This is a genomic window from Cyanobium gracile UHCC 0281 (assembly GCF_034931305.1).
In the GTDB taxonomy this organism is placed as follows: Bacteria; Cyanobacteriota; Cyanobacteriia; order PCC-6307; family Cyanobiaceae; genus Cyanobium; species Cyanobium gracile_A.
Map to the genome: position 1 here is coordinate 35306 of NZ_JAYGHY010000006.1, position 14076 is coordinate 49381.

Sequence of the window (14076 nt, forward strand, 5' to 3'; positions counted from 1 at the left end):
GCTGGTTTGATTCTCGTCGGAGAAGATGGAACGCCTTCGCGGCGCCCCGGTGCCATCGGCCTGGTGATCACCTAACCATGAGCACGTCGGGTTCGGCCGAGTTTCTGTGGCGCGGTCACCGGCTCCAGCTGCTGGGCCAGCGGGCCGTCTGGGATCCGCAGCAGGGGCTGCTGCTGGTGGCGGATCTGCACCTGGGCAAGGCGGAGAGCTTCCAGAGCCAGGGCATTCCGCTGCCCAGCGACGGCGACGGGGCCACCTTCAACGCCCTGCTGGCGCTGGCCCACACGCACCGGCCTGTCCAGGTGCTGGTGCTGGGGGATCTGATCCACAGCCGCCTGGGCCTGACGGCCGACCTGCGCCAGAAACTTCAGGCCCTGCCTGAGCTGCTGGGCTGCCCGCTGCGGCTGGTCGGTGGCAACCACGAACGGGGTTGCTGGCTCGAGGGTCTGGAGCAGGAGCCGTCCCTGGCCCTGGGCCCCCTGTGGCTGAGCCACGCCCCCGAGCCCCGCCCCGGCCACCTCAACCTCTGCGGCCATCGCCACCCGGTCGCCCTGATCGGTGGCGGGGCCGACCGGCTGCGTCTGCCGTGCTTCGCCTACGACCCGCTCGCCGAGCAGCTGGTGCTGCCGGCCTTCGGCCAGCTCACCGGCGGCCACCCCTGCCCGGAGGGCGAGATGCTCTGGCTGGTGGCCGAGGGCGCCGTGGTGCCCTGGGGTCCCACCCCCCGACGAAGTGGCCTCAGCTTTCGGCGGCCAGGGCCCGCACCACGTCGCCGCGGGTGAGCACCCCCACCAGGTCCTCCTGGGCGTCCAGCACGAACAGCCGCTGGGTGCCCCGGTCGTGCAGGTGGCGGGCGGCCTGGGGCAGGGTCGTGCTGGCGGGACAGCTGTGGGGCTGGGAGCCCATCACGTCGCCCACGGTGCTGCCCAACACCTGGTGCACCTGCTTGTCCCAGTCGAGCGGGTTGCGCAGGTAGATCACGGCATCGAGAAGCATCACGTAGGGCCCGGCATCGAAGCCGCTTTCGCGCACCATCAGATCCTGTTCGCTGAGCTCTCCCACGAGGGCTCCGAGCTCATCGAGCACCGGCAGGCCACTGATGTGGTGGTCGCTCATCAGCTGCACCGCTTCCTGCAGGGGCGTGGTGGTGGTGACACTCAGCACGGGGCTGGTCATCACCTCGGCCACGCTGCGCTCGACGACCATGCGGATCTCCTCGGTGATGGCATTCTGCTGGTGAACGGGACCCCTTCCCTGCGACGCCTCGCCGACCTGCTGACGCTTGCCCGGGCCGTGTTGGGCTTGCCGCTGCTGCTGGCCCTCGCCGGTGGCCGGCCTGCGCTGGCGTGGGTGCTGCTGCTGCTGGGCGGCCTCAGCGACTGGGCTGATGGGGCCCTGGCACGCCGGGCCGGCGGTGGGTCGGTGTGGGGGGCCAGGCTTGATCCCCTCACCGACAAGATCCTGATCAGCGCACCGCTGCTGTGGCTGGCCCACACCGGTGGGCTGCCCCTGTGGGCCGTGTGGCTGCTGCTCGCTCGGGAACTGTTGATCTCCGGCTGGCGGGCCGGCCAGGGCAGCGGCGGCCCCGCCTCGCTGGGAGGCAAGGCCAAGACGATCCTGCAGTTCCTGTCCCTGCTGTTGCTGCTCTGGCCCCCGGCCTGGGGTCTGGGTCAGGGTGCTCTGGTGGTCCCCCTGCTCCATGGGGCCGGCTGGTGGCTGTTCTGGCCGTCGTTGCTGCTGGCGCTCAGCTCCGCCTTGGGGTACCTGCGGGCCGATGCACGGAGCTGAGACGGGCGCCTGCCGCCACCGATGACAGCGAAGACCGCAGGGATCTGGGGCTAGGTGACGACCTGGAGGCCTTGTTTCTGTTCATACACCGTGGAGACCTGAAGGCGCTGGTTGACCATCGTGTTGACCTGAACCCATGGCCTTTCCAGGCGGACACGAACAAACTCGACGTGGCGGGCCGTCAGGTTGGCCTCAGAACGGAGCTCGCCAACCAATCTGTCCCGCTCAACGCTGAATCCAAAGCAGACACGAAAGGGGTGGGGATTATGAAGTCGCAAGTCCTTGAATCCCCACACCACCGTGGCGTCGGCGCCCAAGGGCGTGAAGCGTTGATCCTCCTGGTAGATGTCCAGGCTGTGGGGATGTCGCTCCAGCACGGTTAATCCACCCAGCAGGGCCAGGTGGTAGACCATCGAAGACAACTGGCAAAGGCCACCGCCGCTCCGTGCAACGAGCTTGCCCTTGACAATGTTTCGTCCCGGAAGAAATCCATTGGCTGCATTGGGACGGCTGACGCGGTGCCAGAAGGACCAATTCTGGTTGATTCCGATCAATCCGCCATCAAGCAAGGCGGCACCCCGGGTGATATTGGCAAGTTTGCTTTCAAAAAAGTCACTCGGCATGATCGGCTGGGTGAGGCCAAGGGAGCACGGCTGTTCCACAGCGCCCTTTGCATGGTCGAACGAGATTCCGTTCAGGCGATCATTCCACAGGCGCCAGTGCTGGCGGATTTCCTGACGCATTGCCAAGGGTAAACGTCGTCTCATGACAACATCTCGTCTTCACTTTGGTGGAGTGGATCCCGCAGCGATTGGAAATCTGGCCTGGCTGGTCATGACCACAGAGGAATTGGATCAGAACCTCATGGTGAAATTTCCAGTTCCGCAACACATTGTCAAAACCGCCGCGATAGGGATACGCACGGCTCGCCGCTCGTTCCCCCTCCCTGGTGTCGGGGGCCCATCTGCACGCCCCTGGGACCTCATCCCAGCAGCGCCGCATCGGCGCTGAAATCGGGAGTGGCGGCGGGACGGAGGGCGTAGTCGTTGGTGTAGCTGTCCGCGAGGGTGGCCTCCAGGTCGAAGGCCGGCTCCCAGGCCAGCTCCCGCCGCACACGGTGGGTGTCGGTGAGGAAGTGGGCCAGGCGCAGGGGGAAGGCCTTGCGGGCCTTCTTATCGAGGCCGGCGGGATCGAAGCTGCGGATCTCCACCGCCTGCGGATCGGTGCCGCAGGCCCGGGCGGCGGCGGCCACCAGCCCCCGGAAGCTGATGCCCTGGGAGCCGGTGCAGTTGTAGATGCGGTTGGCGGCGGTGTCCACCTCGATGCAGCGGGCCATGGCGGCGGCCAGGTCGGCCACATGGCCCAGCTGGGTGATGGTGCTGCCATCGCCGGGGAGGGGCACCGGCCGGCCGTGCACGAGGCGATCAAAGAACCAGCTCTCCACCGGGTTGTAGTTGCCCGGCCCGACGATGTAGGTGGGCCGGAAGCTGGTGAAGGGGATGCCCTCCTGGCGCAGCCAGGCTTCCGTGTCCAGCTTGCCGGCGTGGCGGCTCTGGGGATCGGTGGGGGACTCCTCGTCGAGGGGCCAGAGCTCGCTGTCGGCGTACACACCGGCCGAACTCACGTACACCAGACGGTGGGAAGGGGGGCCGGTGCGCGCGATCACCTGGCGGGTGTCCTCCAGGGTGCGGCCGGAGCTGTCGACGATCACATCGAAGGGGCGATCCTGCAGGGCCGCCAGGCCTTCGGCGCTGCTGCGGTCGCCCTGCAGGTGTTCGATCCCTTCCGGCACGGGCTGGCGCCCGCGGGTGAACAGGCTGAGCTGGTGGCCGGCGGCCAGCAGGCGGCCGACCAGGGGGCGCCCCACGAAGCGGGTGCCACCCATCACCAGAATCCTCATCGCCCTGCCGCATCGGTGAGCGCCATTCAAGCGGCCGGCGGGGATCAGGGGCCGCAGGGCAGCAGCAGGCCCAGGCGCTCGAAGGGCAGCGGCAGCAGTTCCAGCACCACCGTTCCCGGTGGCCCGGAGGCGGGGCCTTCTACCCCTGGCAGCGGCACCGGCTGGTAAGTGCGGCCATCGAAACGCAGCTCCTTGAGCCCGTCAGGGGCGCCGTGCAGGCTGGCGGGCAGGGTGAGATCCAGCCAGCCGCGATGGCGATGGCTGATCACCTTCAAGGGCGACTGGAACAGGCCGTGTTCCGCCACGAGCTCCAGCACGCCGTCGACATCCCGGAACACCAGCAGGCTGCAGCCGCCGCTGGCACAGGCGAAGGAGCCCACCACCACCGCCACGGTCTCCAGCCGGCCGTCGCCATCGAGATCGATGCGGTTGTGCAGATAGCGCAGTGGTCCCACATCGGCGCAGACGGGGCGCTGGGCCGTGGCACGGGCCTGCTCCCATTCGGTCTGATCGGGATCGCCCGCCGCCGCCGGGCTGGCCGCCATCGGGCCGGCAAACAGGCGGGCTCGCAGCGCCGCCTCCAGGCGGGCATCGGGACGGGTGATCGCTGGAATCACCGAACCGGGTGGCGCCAAGGGGGGCGGCCTGTCGCGGGGATCCGGGCCGTCGGGGCCCAGCAGGGAGCGGGGCGGTGGGGCCGGCGCCGCCACCGGTGGCGGCGCCAGGGGCTGCCCCAGGCCAGGGCTGCAGCAGCCGATCAGCAGCAGAACAGCAAGCGGCCGCAGCGGCGACATCGGGGAGGGATAGGGGCCTGGCGAATGCCGTCGCCCGCGGATGGGGGCAAGTTACGTCGTTCACGACCAGGACGCTGCCGCTGCCCTCCTCAGTCGCCCATGGTTTCGAACTCCGGATTGATGCCGGTCGCGCTGAGCTGCTCCAGGTGGGCCTCGATGCGATCGGCCAGTGCCAGGCAGCGGTCCATTTCCTCCCAGAGCAGTTCCCGCCGCCGGGACGTCACCGCGTAGGAGCGGTGATGCAGGTCGCGGCCCTGGTAGCGGAGCGCATCCCTGAGGCGGCGCCAGTCATCCGCAGCGAGCGCGGGAGGGGAGAGCGTCATCGGGTCAGGGCCCTTGGGCAGCGTCATGGCACAGGATGGATCCCAGAGCGGCCCTGTCCCCTGGTCATGCAAGTCATTCCCGCCATTGATCTGCTCGACGGGCATTGCGTGCGTCTGCATCAGGGCGACTACGACCGGGTCACCCGCTTCAGCGACGACCCGGTGGCCCAGGCCCTGGAATGGCAGCGCCAGGGGGCTAAGCGGCTGCATCTGGTGGATCTTGATGGGGCCCGGAGCGGAACTCCGTGCAACGACGGCGCCGTGCAGGCCATCGCCGCGGCCCTCTCGATTCCGGTTCAGTTGGGCGGAGGCGTGCGCTCGGCGGAACGGGCCGAACAACTGCTGGGCTGGGGAGTGGATCGGGTGATCCTCGGCACGGTGGCCGTTGAAAATCCGGCGCTGGTGCGCAACCTGGCGGGCCGCCATCCCGGCCGGATCGTGGTGGGGATCGATGCCAAGGAGGGCAAGGTGGCCACCCGCGGCTGGATCGAGCAGAGCACGGTCGAGGCCACGGCCCTGGCCGCCAGCCTCGACGGCACCGGCGTGGCGGCGATCATCAGCACCGACATCGCCACCGATGGCACCCTGGAGGGCCCCAACCTGACGGCCCTGCGGGCCATGGCCCAGGCCTCCTCCCTGCCGGTGATCGCTTCAGGGGGTGTGGGTTGTCTCACCGATCTGCTGAGCCTGCTGAGCCTGGAACCCCACGGTGTGACCGGGGTGATCGTGGGACGGGCGCTGTACGACGGCCGGGTGGATCTGGCGGAGGCCCTGCAGGCCATCGGGGAGCAGCGGCTGCAGGATCCCTTGCAGCTGCCGATCGCCTGAACCCCGCCGCCGCCGGGAGGGTGGCGCGTGCCGGTGTTGGTCCAACTGCCCTATAACAGAACCATCGTTTATGGCGGCAGCGGTTGCATCCCACCACGACCACCCCCTCCACCACGGGCGGCGCCAGCCGCAGCGAGGGTGGTGGTCGTCAACCGGTGACCCAAGCCCTGAGCCACGTCGATGAGGTGTATCAGCGCTGCCGTGATCTGGGCATGCGGCTGAGCCGTCAGCGGCGCATGGTGCTCGATCTGTTGTGGGCTGAGAAAAGCCATCTTTCCGCCCGGGACATCTTCGAGAAGCTCAACGATCAGGGGCGCCACATCGGCCACACCTCCGTTTATCAAAACCTTGAGGCTTTGCAATCGGCCGGCGTGATCGAATGCCTCGAGCGGGCCAACGGCCGGCTTTATGGCTATCGCGCCGACCCCCACAGCCATCTCACCTGCACCCAATCGGGCGAGATTCTTGACCTGGATGTGCTGCTTCCTGCCAACCTCCTGCAACAGATCGAAGCGCAGACCGGGTTCGCGATCGAGTCGTACACCCTGCATCTCTCCGGCCATCCCCGGCCAGCACTGGAGAAAAGCGGCCGGCTTGGTTAAGGTCGGCCCATTCTTCCCCCGACAACGTGCCTCGACGTCCGGCACAGCCCCTCCCCCAGCTGCTGCTGTTCGCCGAACCCCTGCAGAGGGCAGGCCTCACCAGTTGGCTTGAGGCCCCCCCTGGCGGCAGTGCAGCCACTGGCTGGAGCGGCTGTCGGGTGGTGGACGCTGACGGGTTGCAGGGCTCACCCCAGCTCATCGTCTGGTGCCTCGGCGCTCTGCCCGAGCCGCAGGCGCTCGATGGCGAGAGCCGCCGCCTGCTGGAACGCTGGCATCCGGCGCCGCTGTTGCTGCTCTTGCCGGTCGACCACCCCTATGGCAGCGATGTTCTGCTGCAATTGCCGGCCCAGGGCCTGATCGAGCAGGCCGACGCCGACAGCCTGCGGGAGGCCGTTACGACTGTGCTGGCCGGCGGCCGCGTGCTGGCGATCGGTGCTGCCCACCAGGCCTCTGCGGCCACCCCCACCGTGCCCATGGGCCTGGGCCAGTGGTTGCTGCTGAGCGGGCTGCAGCAGATTGATGCCGAACTGCGCCTTTGTCTGCGGCTGCTCAATCCACCGCCTGACCAGTTGTTGCCGTTACTGCTGCTGGAGGGCCGGGTGCGGGAGCTGCGGCTGGCCCGGCGTTTGCTGCTGTGGCTGTGGGGTCCGCTCAGCCTGGCCTGGGGCGAGCCGATCGGCCCTGAGCCCGTCGCCGTCGCCGCCGCCGCCAGCCAGGCCTCCGCCACGGGCCATGGGGTCGCGATCACCCTGCGGCAGCGCACCGCCGAGGGCCTCTGGGAGGCCCTGCGGGAGCGGCTGAGGCAGGCCGCCGCCGCGGGACCCAGCAACAACAGCGGCCAACTCCTGGCCCTTGATGGTCTGCACGCTTCCCGCCGCAGCGATCTGCTGTTGGGGCTGCTGGAGCAATTCGACCGGCTGCGCCATCGGTTGCTTCAGGACGATCCTCGCGGCGAACAGCTGGAGCGGCTCTGGAAGGAGTTGCAACCGGAGCTGCGTCAGCAGGCCCTGCGCCACATGGCTGGCTCGTACGTGCAGCTGCCCATGGACGGCAAGCTCTGCCCGGTGGCCGAGACGCTCCTGCACCGCAGCGCGTTTGCCGACGACGACCAGGAACTGCCCGATCCGGTGGCCATGCTCACGCCCCTGCTGCAGGCTCGTCCGCTGCTGGTAGACGGCCACCTGCTGGCTCCGGATGAGCCCCAGGCCGTGCTCTATCTGGAGCTGTTGCTCAGCAACTGGCTGGTGCGCAGCGCCGAGCTGATCAGTGCCGAGGTGCTGGCGGCCTGCGCCGAATGGCCCGAACTGCGACGCTACCTGCTCCGTCCCGAGCTGCTGGCCACCCGCAACCTGGAGCGACTGCGCAACCAGCTCAATGCCCAGCAGCGCTGGACCAGCTGGTTCGACCGTCCGATCCACCTTTATGAGAGCCGGCGACCCCTGTTTCGCCTCGGGGCCGGAGCCATCGACTGCGTCGATCTCACCGAGCCCCGCGACGACGAACTGCGCCAGCTCGGCTGGGTGCAGCAGGCGGTGACTCTGGCCCTGGAGGCCCGCGATGCCCTGGCCCCCCAGCTGCAGAGCCTGCTGAAGCGCCTGGGGGATCTGCTGGTGGTGCTGCTGACACAGGTGCTTGGCAAGGCGATCGGCCTTGTGGGTCGTGGCATCGTCCAGGGAATGGGGCGGAGCCTCAACCGCGGCTGAGGTGGCCGCTGTGCAGGGCACAATGAGCCGAGACGCCCGCTGCCCCTTGCCCCGTTTGCTGTCACGGCCCTTCGCCGGCCTCTGGGCCCTTCTGTTGATCATGGCGATGGGACTGCTCTGGACCCCTGGTCCGGCGTCGGCGAGCCTCGAGAACGACCGCTATGACGGCAACATCTTCGCCCTCTATGCCGGCAACGGTTCGCTGGTGCCGCCCCGCAGCAGCCTGGCCCAGTCCCTGGCCGACCATCGGGTGGCGGTGATCGTCTATTACCTCGACGACAGCAGCGTCAGCAAGCAGTTCTCCCCGGTGGTGTCCGAGCTGCAGCGGATCTGGGGCAATGCCATCGACCTCATCCCCCTGGTCACCGATCCCCTCCAGAACCGGCCCGATGGCGGCGTCAGCGATCCCGCCCATTACTGGGACGGCCTGATTCCCCAGGTGGTGGTGATCGACAGTGACGGCCGGGTGGTCTTCGATCGCCATGGTCAGGTGAGTGTCGATGCCATCAACACGGCCGTGAGCGCAGCCACCGGCATTCCGATGGCGCCAGGCTCCGGCAACAGCGCCACCTTGAGCTTCAACGAACTCAACAGCGAAGTGGTGGCGTCCCGCTGATGCCGGCCACCCGCACCGAAACCGACAGCCTCGGCCCGGTGGAGGTGCCGGCTGAGCATTACTGGGGGGCCCAGACGCAGCGATCGCTGCGCAATTTCCCATTCGGCTCGCCGATGCCGATCGCGGTGGTCCATGCCTTCGGCCAGCTCAAGGCCGCCTGCGCCGAGGTCAATGCCGCCAGGGGCCTGCTGCCGGCGGAGCTGGCGGCCCTGATCGTGGCGGCGGCCGAGGAGGTGAGCCAGGGCCGCCTGGATCGGGAGTTCCCACTGCGGGTCTGGCAGACCGGATCCGGCACCCAGACCAACATGAACGTCAACGAGGTGATCGCCAACCGGGCGATCGCCGCCGCCGGTGGCGTGCTGGGCAGCAAGCTGCCGGTCCACCCGAACGACCACGTCAACCTGAGCCAGTCGAGCAACGACACCTTCCCGACCGCCATGCACATGGCGGTCGGGATCGCGCTGCAGCAGCGGCTGATCCCCAGCTTGGAGGCCCTGATCGACGCCCTGCGGACCAAGGCAAAGGCCTATGCCGGCCTGATCAAGATCGGGCGCACGCATCTGCAGGATGCGGTGCCCCTTAGCCTGGGTCAGGAATTCGGGGGCTATGCCTCGCAGCTGGAGCTGGGGCTGGCCAGCCTGCGGGCCAGCCTGCCCCAGGTGCTGCAGCTGGCCATCGGTGGCACGGCGGTGGGTACCGGGCTGAATGCACCGGCCGGCTTCGGCGAAGCGGTGGCGGCCCGGCTGGCGGAACGCGTCGGCCTCCCCTTCACCAGTGCCCCCGACAAGTTCCAGGCCCTGGCGGGCCAGGAGGGGCTGGCGGCGGCCCATGGGGCCCTGACGGTGCTGGCGGGCAGCCTGATGAAGATCGCCAACGACATCCGCTGGCTGGCCAGCGGCCCCCGCTGTGGCCTTGGGGAGCTTGTGTTGCCGGAAAATGAGCCGGGCTCCAGCATCATGCCCGGCAAGGTGAATCCCACCCAGTGCGAGAGCCTCACGATGGTGGCGGTGCAGGTGATGGGCAACAACACCGCCGTCCAGATGGCCGCCAGTCAGGGGAACTTCGAGCTGAATGTGTTCAAGCCCCTGATCGCCCACAACCTGCTGGAGAGCATCGACCTGCTGGCGGGGAGTTGCGGCACGTTCCGGGAGCTCTGCATCGACGGACTGCGGGCGGACGTGGCGCACATCGAAGCCCAGCGCGACCGCAGCCTGATGCTGGTGACCGCCCTGACGCCGGCCATCGGCTACGACCGGGCCTGCGCCATCGCCCGCCACGCCCACCAGCATCGGCTCAGTCTGCGGGAAGCGGCCCTGGTGCTGGGGGAGATCAGCGGCGAGGAGTTCGATCGCTGGGTCAGGCCCGAGCAGATGGTCTGAGGGCCGGGATCCTTGAATTCTTCTGGATCGCCCGTAAACTCCCCAACATGTTCAAGGCGATGCTCCTCAGAAGATCTTCTCCGTCGAATCCCTTTTGTATCGATGGTCACATTGATGGGCATCGAAGTTGTTTCAGCAACGATGAACGGAGTCCTGACATGATTCCTCTACCGTTCTCACAGGCAAATCTCACTCCGCGCTTCGGCATCACCCTTGCGCTGATCAACTTCCTGAAGGCGTCGTGCGTCTTTGCGCTTATGAGTGGGGCCGCCATCGTTGCTCCCTGTCCAGGATTGTTGCAGTCCTGAGATGTCTTTGCTTCACGTCCCAGACCCAGGACATCAGTCCGTTGGCATCATCCCCCCCGGCGCTCTGCGACCGTTGCTCCGTCGCGGGGGCTTTCAGCGAACAGGCGGCCTGAGCCTCACCCGATCACCGGGTTTCTCGCTTCTGGAGCTGATGATCGTGGCCAGCATCGTGGGAATCCTGACCGCGGTCGTCCTCCCCCAGTACCGCCGCAGTCGGGCCGTCGCCGAAGCCTCCAGCAGCATTCACGAAACGGTTTCCTTCGGAAAGCATTGCGCCGTGGCCCACAAGTCCGGGCTGTCTGTCATGGTCGCTCAACCCTCCGGTGGAGCGACTCAGTTCTGTAACGGTCGATCAACTCGGCAGTTCGACAGTCGCCGCTGGTCGGGGGACGCCACAGGTGTGTTCTGTCTGGGATTGTCGGCAGCTCAATCCCACCGTCAAGCTAGGTTGCGTGTCACCGTTACGGGGCAAATCACCTGCACCTTCCTTCCCTGACTCGCAGGTTGTTGTCCTTCGCGACGGCCTTGATAATCGGCTCAGGCTAGGTCGCTGGCCTCTTCAACGGAAGTCCGGGTCCGCAAACATTTGTTGAGAAACCTGGTCGGGTGACGATTTCATCTGATCCCTTTGGGGTGTGATTGGAGTGTTACTGCACTTAGAATGAACGCTGTGCAGACAAACACCTGCCCATGACGGAGTCCCCAGCTGGTTCCATTCACGGGCGGTCAACGACCGCATTAAGTATCAAGGGCTGCATGGGCAGCCCCTCTTCGGTCCCTGCTGGTTTCACGCTCATTGAACTCATGATCGTGATGTCCCTGGTGGGGATTCTTTCTGTCGTGCTGCTGCCCCAGTACTTCCGGACCAAGATCCAGGCGGAAGCGGCCATCAGCATCGCCGAAACCCTCTCCTTCGCCGAGCAGTGCGCCGTAGCCAACAAGTCGGGGATTGCCGTGACCGTGCAGCAACCCTTCAACGGCGCCGCCCGGATCTGCAACGGGCAGGCCGTCCGGCAGATCAACAGCCGCACCTGGTCGGGGGATGCGGCGGGGATCCAATGCCTCGGGGTGACCGCCAATGGCTCCCAGCGCCGCGCCAGGATCCGGGTGGCCACCGATGGCTCCCTGACCTGCCGCTTCATCTGACCCGCAGCTCAGAGCAGATTGGCTGCCAGTTCGGCCAGTTCGGAGCGTTCCCCCCGCATCAGGGTGATGTGGCCGGAGAGCAGCTGGCCCTTGAAGCGCTCCACCAGCCAGGTGAGCCCATTGCTCTCCGCATCCACGTAGGGATTGTCGATCTGATAGGGGTCGCCGGTGAGCACGATCTTGGTGCCTTCGCCTACCCGGGTGACGATCGTCTTGACCTCATGGGGGGTGAGGTTCTGGGCCTCATCCACCACCATGAACTGGCGGGGGATCGAGCGGCCGCGGATGTAGCTGATCGCCTCCACTTCCAGCAGGCCCATGCCCTTGAGATCGCTCCAGTTGCTGCGCGGCGCCCGGTGGCTGCCCCGGGCGGGCTGGGTGTCCTCGCCACCTAGCAGAAAGTCGAGATTGTCGACGATCGGTTGCATCCAGGGGGCCATCTTCTCCTCGAGATCCCCGGGCAGGAATCCCATCTCCTTGCCCAGGGAGATCACCGGGCGGGTCACCAGCAGGCGCTCATAGAGGTGCTCATCGGCCACCTGGTGCAGGCCGGCCGCCAGGGCGAGCAGGGTCTTGCCGGTGCCGGCCTTGCCTACCAGCGTCACCAGAGCCACCGCCGGATCAAGCAGCAGATCGAGGGCGAAGGCCTGCTCCCGGTTGCGGGGCTGAATGCGCCCCATCTTGGCCTTGGCTGACTTCTGCAGCGGTTGCAGCGTTCCGGTGCGGCCGTTGTAGCGGGCCAGCAGGGTGTGGGCCGGCTGGGCCAGGTCGACGAGGGTCACCCCCTCGTTGGCCTGCAGAGGCGAAACCGGGATCGGCTGGGAGGGGATGGCGTCCGCCGAGAGACCCTCCCCGGCCTTCACCTGGTCCATCAGCTCGGCGCCCATCCAGCGCTCGCTGAAGCCGGGGTACAGGTCGGCCATGTCCACCTTGTCGGTGGTGTAGTCCTGGGCGATCAGGCCCACCGCATCGGCCTTGATGCGCAGGTTGGTGTCCTTGGTGACAAGCACCACCGGCGCCTGGCCGCCCACCACCTCCTGCAGCCGCTGCTCCAGCGCCACCGCCAGGATGTTGTTGTCGCCATTGCCCGCCTTCAGCTCGGGCGGCAGCTGGCGCAGGGTCTCGCTGCGGCAGAACACCACCTTCAAGGTGCCGCCGCTGTGGTCATTGATCGGCACGCCCTCGGCCAGGTTGCCCTTTTCGCGCAGCTGGTCGAGCAGGCGGGACACCTGGCGGGCGTTGCGGCCCTTTTCGGAGGGATCCCGCTTGAAACGGTCGATTTCCTCGACCACCTCGATCGGGATCACCACCTGGTTGTCTTCGAAACGGTTAAGGGCCTGGGGGTCATGCAGCAGCACATTGGTGTCGAGCACGAAGGTCTTGCGCATGCCAGGGCCCTGCCGGTTGCATGGGGCTGAAGCTAGGTCCGCGGGCGCATCTACGCTCCGGCCGGACATTCCCTGACGTATCGGCTTGCCGTTCCCCGTTTCCCTCCTGCTGGTTCTGCTGCTGCTCCTCGGCCTGGGGCTGGTGGTGCTTGAACTGCGCCATCGCCTGCGGCCCGCCTCCCCCCTGCAGCTGCTGCCGGGTGCCTTCCAGGTGCGGCGCCGAGCCCAGGGCCTGGAGATCACCGGCGACATCCGCATCCGCAACCCCCATCCCCGCATGGAGGTGATGGTGCCGGAGATCACCTTGGTGCCCACCGTGCTGGGTCGCAGTGACGCGAGCCAGGTGCGCCATGAGCTGCGCATCACGCCACTGCACCCAGACGAAGAGGCCCGCCCCGACGGTTACTGGGCCGCTTACATCGTCAAGGGCCGCAAGACCACCGCCGCCCACATCCGCCTCAACCTCACCGGTCCCGCCGGCGTGGATCTCGAAAGCGTGCTCGACACCCTCTGGATGGACATCCACTGGGTGAACTATGGACCCTTCGGGCGGCTGCAGCGGCGCCAGGGGATCCTGATGCCCCTGCAGAAGCCGCAACAGGGTGATCCGGCCGCCCCCGGCTGGCGCGAGGGGGAAGGTTGCCGCGTTCTGCCGGTGCGCACCCATCTGCTGGGGGTGCTCGACGATTCGCTGGACGTGCTGCGGCGCTACACCGATGGTCTGCTGCAGCCCGGTGACGTGCTCACCATCGGTGAGACCCCCCTGGCGGTGATCCAGGGGCGTTATCACCACCCGTCGACGGTGGAGCCCTCCTTCCTGGCACGTCTGCTGTGCCGGGCGTTCCACCCCACCAGCTCCCTGGCCACCGCCTGCGGACTGCAGAGCCTGATCGATGTGTCGGGTCCCGCCCGGGTGCTGGGGGCCTGGCTGGTGGGCACCGCCCTCAAACTGGTGGGCAGCAAGGGCTGGTTCTATCGGCTGGCCGGAGAGCAGGCCCGCCTGATTGACGACATCACCGGCACCACGCCTCCCTATGACCAGACGATTGTTCTGGGCCCTGACCAGCCGGCCGCCTGGTGTGAACAGATGGCGGCGGCCCTCGGGGTGGCCGTGGCGGTGGTCGACGTGAACGACCTGGGCCGCGTGAAGGTGCTGGCCGCCAGCGGCGGCACCGATGAGGCCCTGCTGATGCGGGCGCTGCGTCCCAATCCCGCCGGCAATGCCAACGAGCGCACTCCGCTCGTACTGGTGCGCCCCGCGTAGAATGCATGGGATGACGCTGCGTTCTTCGCCGTCGTCC

Annotated in this window: 16 protein-coding genes; 10 read left to right on the forward strand and 6 right to left on the reverse strand. The window is 67.5% G+C overall.

Annotation, left to right across the window (positions count from 1 at the left end; translation table 11 throughout):
• Nucleotides 1-77: 77 nt before the first annotated feature.
• Nucleotides 78-782, forward strand: a complete 705-nt coding sequence (gene pdeM / locus VB739_RS03250) for a ligase-associated DNA damage response endonuclease PdeM (protein WP_323355695.1) — start codon at nucleotides 78-80, stop codon at nucleotides 780-782.
• Here the strand turns inward: pdeM and VB739_RS03255 are convergent.
• The gene (locus VB739_RS03255; RefSeq protein WP_323355696.1) at nucleotides 739-1206 is read right to left on the reverse strand and encodes a CBS domain-containing protein; all 468 of its coding nucleotides are present in this window, start codon (nucleotides 1204-1206) and stop codon (nucleotides 739-741) included. The two genes, pdeM and VB739_RS03255, sit on opposite strands and share 44 nt — an antisense overlap.
• Nucleotides 1207-1236: 30 nt before the next feature.
• Here VB739_RS03255 and VB739_RS03260 point away from each other — a divergent pair, with 30 nt between their 5' ends.
• Entirely contained in the window at nucleotides 1237-1788 is a 552-nt protein-coding gene (locus VB739_RS03260) for a CDP-alcohol phosphatidyltransferase family protein (protein WP_323355697.1), read from the forward strand.
• Nucleotides 1789-1838: 50 nt separating this feature from the next.
• Here the strand turns inward: VB739_RS03260 and VB739_RS03265 are convergent, their stop codons facing one another.
• From VB739_RS03265 to VB739_RS03280, 4 genes are all read right to left on the reverse strand, one after another.
• Nucleotides 1839-2555 carry a VanW family protein gene (locus VB739_RS03265; RefSeq protein ID WP_323355698.1) on the reverse strand — a complete coding sequence of 239 codons (717 nt, stop codon included), beginning with the start codon at nucleotides 2553-2555 and terminating at the stop codon, nucleotides 1839-1841.
• A 215-nt stretch (nucleotides 2556-2770) separates the two neighbouring features.
• Nucleotides 2771-3688 (reverse strand): NAD-dependent epimerase/dehydratase family protein, encoded by a 918-nt coding sequence (locus tag VB739_RS03270; protein ID WP_323355699.1) that lies wholly within the window; start codon nucleotides 3686-3688, stop codon nucleotides 2771-2773.
• A gap of 44 nt (nucleotides 3689-3732) precedes the next feature.
• Nucleotides 3733-4482, reverse strand: coding sequence for a hypothetical protein (locus VB739_RS03275; protein WP_323355700.1), 750 nt, complete (start codon nucleotides 4480-4482; stop codon nucleotides 3733-3735).
• An 89-nt stretch (nucleotides 4483-4571) separates the two neighbouring features.
• Nucleotides 4572-4832 (reverse strand): hypothetical protein, encoded by a 261-nt coding sequence (locus VB739_RS03280; protein ID WP_323355701.1) that lies wholly within the window; start codon nucleotides 4830-4832, stop codon nucleotides 4572-4574.
• Nucleotides 4833-4871: 39 nt separating this feature from the next.
• On the opposite strand from VB739_RS03280, the gene hisA reads away from it, so the two are divergent.
• From hisA to VB739_RS03310, 7 genes are all read left to right on the forward strand, one after another.
• The gene (gene hisA, locus VB739_RS03285) at nucleotides 4872-5633 is read left to right on the forward strand and encodes a 1-(5-phosphoribosyl)-5-[(5-phosphoribosylamino)methylideneamino]imidazole-4-carboxamide isomerase (RefSeq protein ID WP_323355702.1); all 762 of its coding nucleotides are present in this window, start codon (nucleotides 4872-4874) and stop codon (nucleotides 5631-5633) included.
• Nucleotides 5634-5845: 212 nt separating this feature from the next.
• On the forward strand, nucleotides 5846-6235 hold the full coding sequence (locus VB739_RS03290) for a Fur family transcriptional regulator (RefSeq protein WP_216909099.1): 390 nt from the start codon (nucleotides 5846-5848) through the stop codon (nucleotides 6233-6235).
• 26 nt (nucleotides 6236-6261) lie between these two features.
• The gene (locus VB739_RS03295; RefSeq protein ID WP_323355703.1) at nucleotides 6262-7938 is read left to right on the forward strand and encodes a DUF3685 domain-containing protein; all 1677 of its coding nucleotides are present in this window, start codon (nucleotides 6262-6264) and stop codon (nucleotides 7936-7938) included.
• A 22-nt stretch (nucleotides 7939-7960) separates the two neighbouring features.
• Nucleotides 7961-8554 (forward strand): thylakoid membrane photosystem I accumulation factor, encoded by a 594-nt coding sequence (locus VB739_RS03300; RefSeq protein WP_416233292.1) that lies wholly within the window; start codon nucleotides 7961-7963, stop codon nucleotides 8552-8554.
• Nucleotides 8551-9933: a class II fumarate hydratase gene (gene fumC, locus VB739_RS03305; protein WP_323355748.1), complete on the forward strand. Its 1383-nt coding sequence runs from the start codon at nucleotides 8551-8553 to the stop codon at nucleotides 9931-9933. The genes VB739_RS03300 and fumC overlap by 4 nt, the downstream gene beginning before the upstream one ends.
• Nucleotides 9934-10242: 309 nt before the next feature.
• A complete protein-coding gene (locus VB739_RS16650) occupies nucleotides 10243-10737 on the forward strand; it encodes a type IV pilin protein (RefSeq protein WP_416233293.1) in 495 nt (164 codons plus the stop codon).
• Between the two features lie 260 nt (nucleotides 10738-10997).
• On the forward strand, nucleotides 10998-11387 hold the full coding sequence (locus VB739_RS03310; RefSeq protein ID WP_323355704.1) for a type II secretion system protein: 390 nt from the start codon (nucleotides 10998-11000) through the stop codon (nucleotides 11385-11387).
• 8 nt (nucleotides 11388-11395) lie between these two features.
• On the opposite strand, the gene VB739_RS03315 is transcribed toward VB739_RS03310, so the two are convergent.
• The gene (locus VB739_RS03315; RefSeq protein ID WP_323355705.1) at nucleotides 11396-12775 is read right to left on the reverse strand and encodes a PhoH family protein; all 1380 of its coding nucleotides are present in this window, start codon (nucleotides 12773-12775) and stop codon (nucleotides 11396-11398) included.
• Between the two features lie 85 nt (nucleotides 12776-12860).
• Between VB739_RS03315 and VB739_RS03320 the strand changes: the two genes are divergently transcribed.
• Entirely contained in the window at nucleotides 12861-14039 is a 1179-nt protein-coding gene (locus tag VB739_RS03320; RefSeq protein WP_323355706.1) for a F420-0:Gamma-glutamyl ligase, read from the forward strand.
• Nucleotides 14040-14076 lie beyond the last annotated feature (37 nt).

What these genes read in the sequence shown, in the direction of transcription:
- pdeM (WP_323355695.1), top strand. Translation starts at nt 78, where the DNA reads ATGAGCACGTCGGGTTCGGCCGAGTTTCTGTGGCGCGGTCACCGGCTC.
- VB739_RS03255 (WP_323355696.1), bottom strand. Translation starts at nt 1,206, where the DNA reads ATGGTCGTCGAGCGCAGCGTGGCCGAGGTGATGACCAGCCCCGTGCTG.
- VB739_RS03265 (WP_323355698.1), bottom strand. Translation starts at nt 2,555, where the DNA reads ATGAGACGACGTTTACCCTTGGCAATGCGTCAGGAAATCCGCCAGCAC.
- VB739_RS03270 (WP_323355699.1), bottom strand. Translation starts at nt 3,688, where the DNA reads ATGAGGATTCTGGTGATGGGTGGCACCCGCTTCGTGGGGCGCCCCCTG.
- VB739_RS03275 (WP_323355700.1), bottom strand. Translation starts at nt 4,482, where the DNA reads ATGTCGCCGCTGCGGCCGCTTGCTGTTCTGCTGCTGATCGGCTGCTGC.
- VB739_RS03280 (WP_323355701.1), bottom strand. Translation starts at nt 4,832, where the DNA reads ATGACGCTGCCCAAGGGCCCTGACCCGATGACGCTCTCCCCTCCCGCG.
- hisA (WP_323355702.1), top strand. Translation starts at nt 4,872, where the DNA reads ATGCAAGTCATTCCCGCCATTGATCTGCTCGACGGGCATTGCGTGCGT.
- VB739_RS03290 (WP_216909099.1), top strand. Translation starts at nt 5,846, where the DNA reads ATGCGGCTGAGCCGTCAGCGGCGCATGGTGCTCGATCTGTTGTGGGCT.
- VB739_RS03300 (WP_416233292.1), top strand. Translation starts at nt 7,961, where the DNA reads ATGAGCCGAGACGCCCGCTGCCCCTTGCCCCGTTTGCTGTCACGGCCC.
- VB739_RS16650 (WP_416233293.1), top strand. Translation starts at nt 10,243, where the DNA reads ATGTCTTTGCTTCACGTCCCAGACCCAGGACATCAGTCCGTTGGCATC.
- VB739_RS03310 (WP_323355704.1), top strand. Translation starts at nt 10,998, where the DNA reads ATGGGCAGCCCCTCTTCGGTCCCTGCTGGTTTCACGCTCATTGAACTC.
- VB739_RS03315 (WP_323355705.1), bottom strand. Translation starts at nt 12,775, where the DNA reads ATGCGCAAGACCTTCGTGCTCGACACCAATGTGCTGCTGCATGACCCC.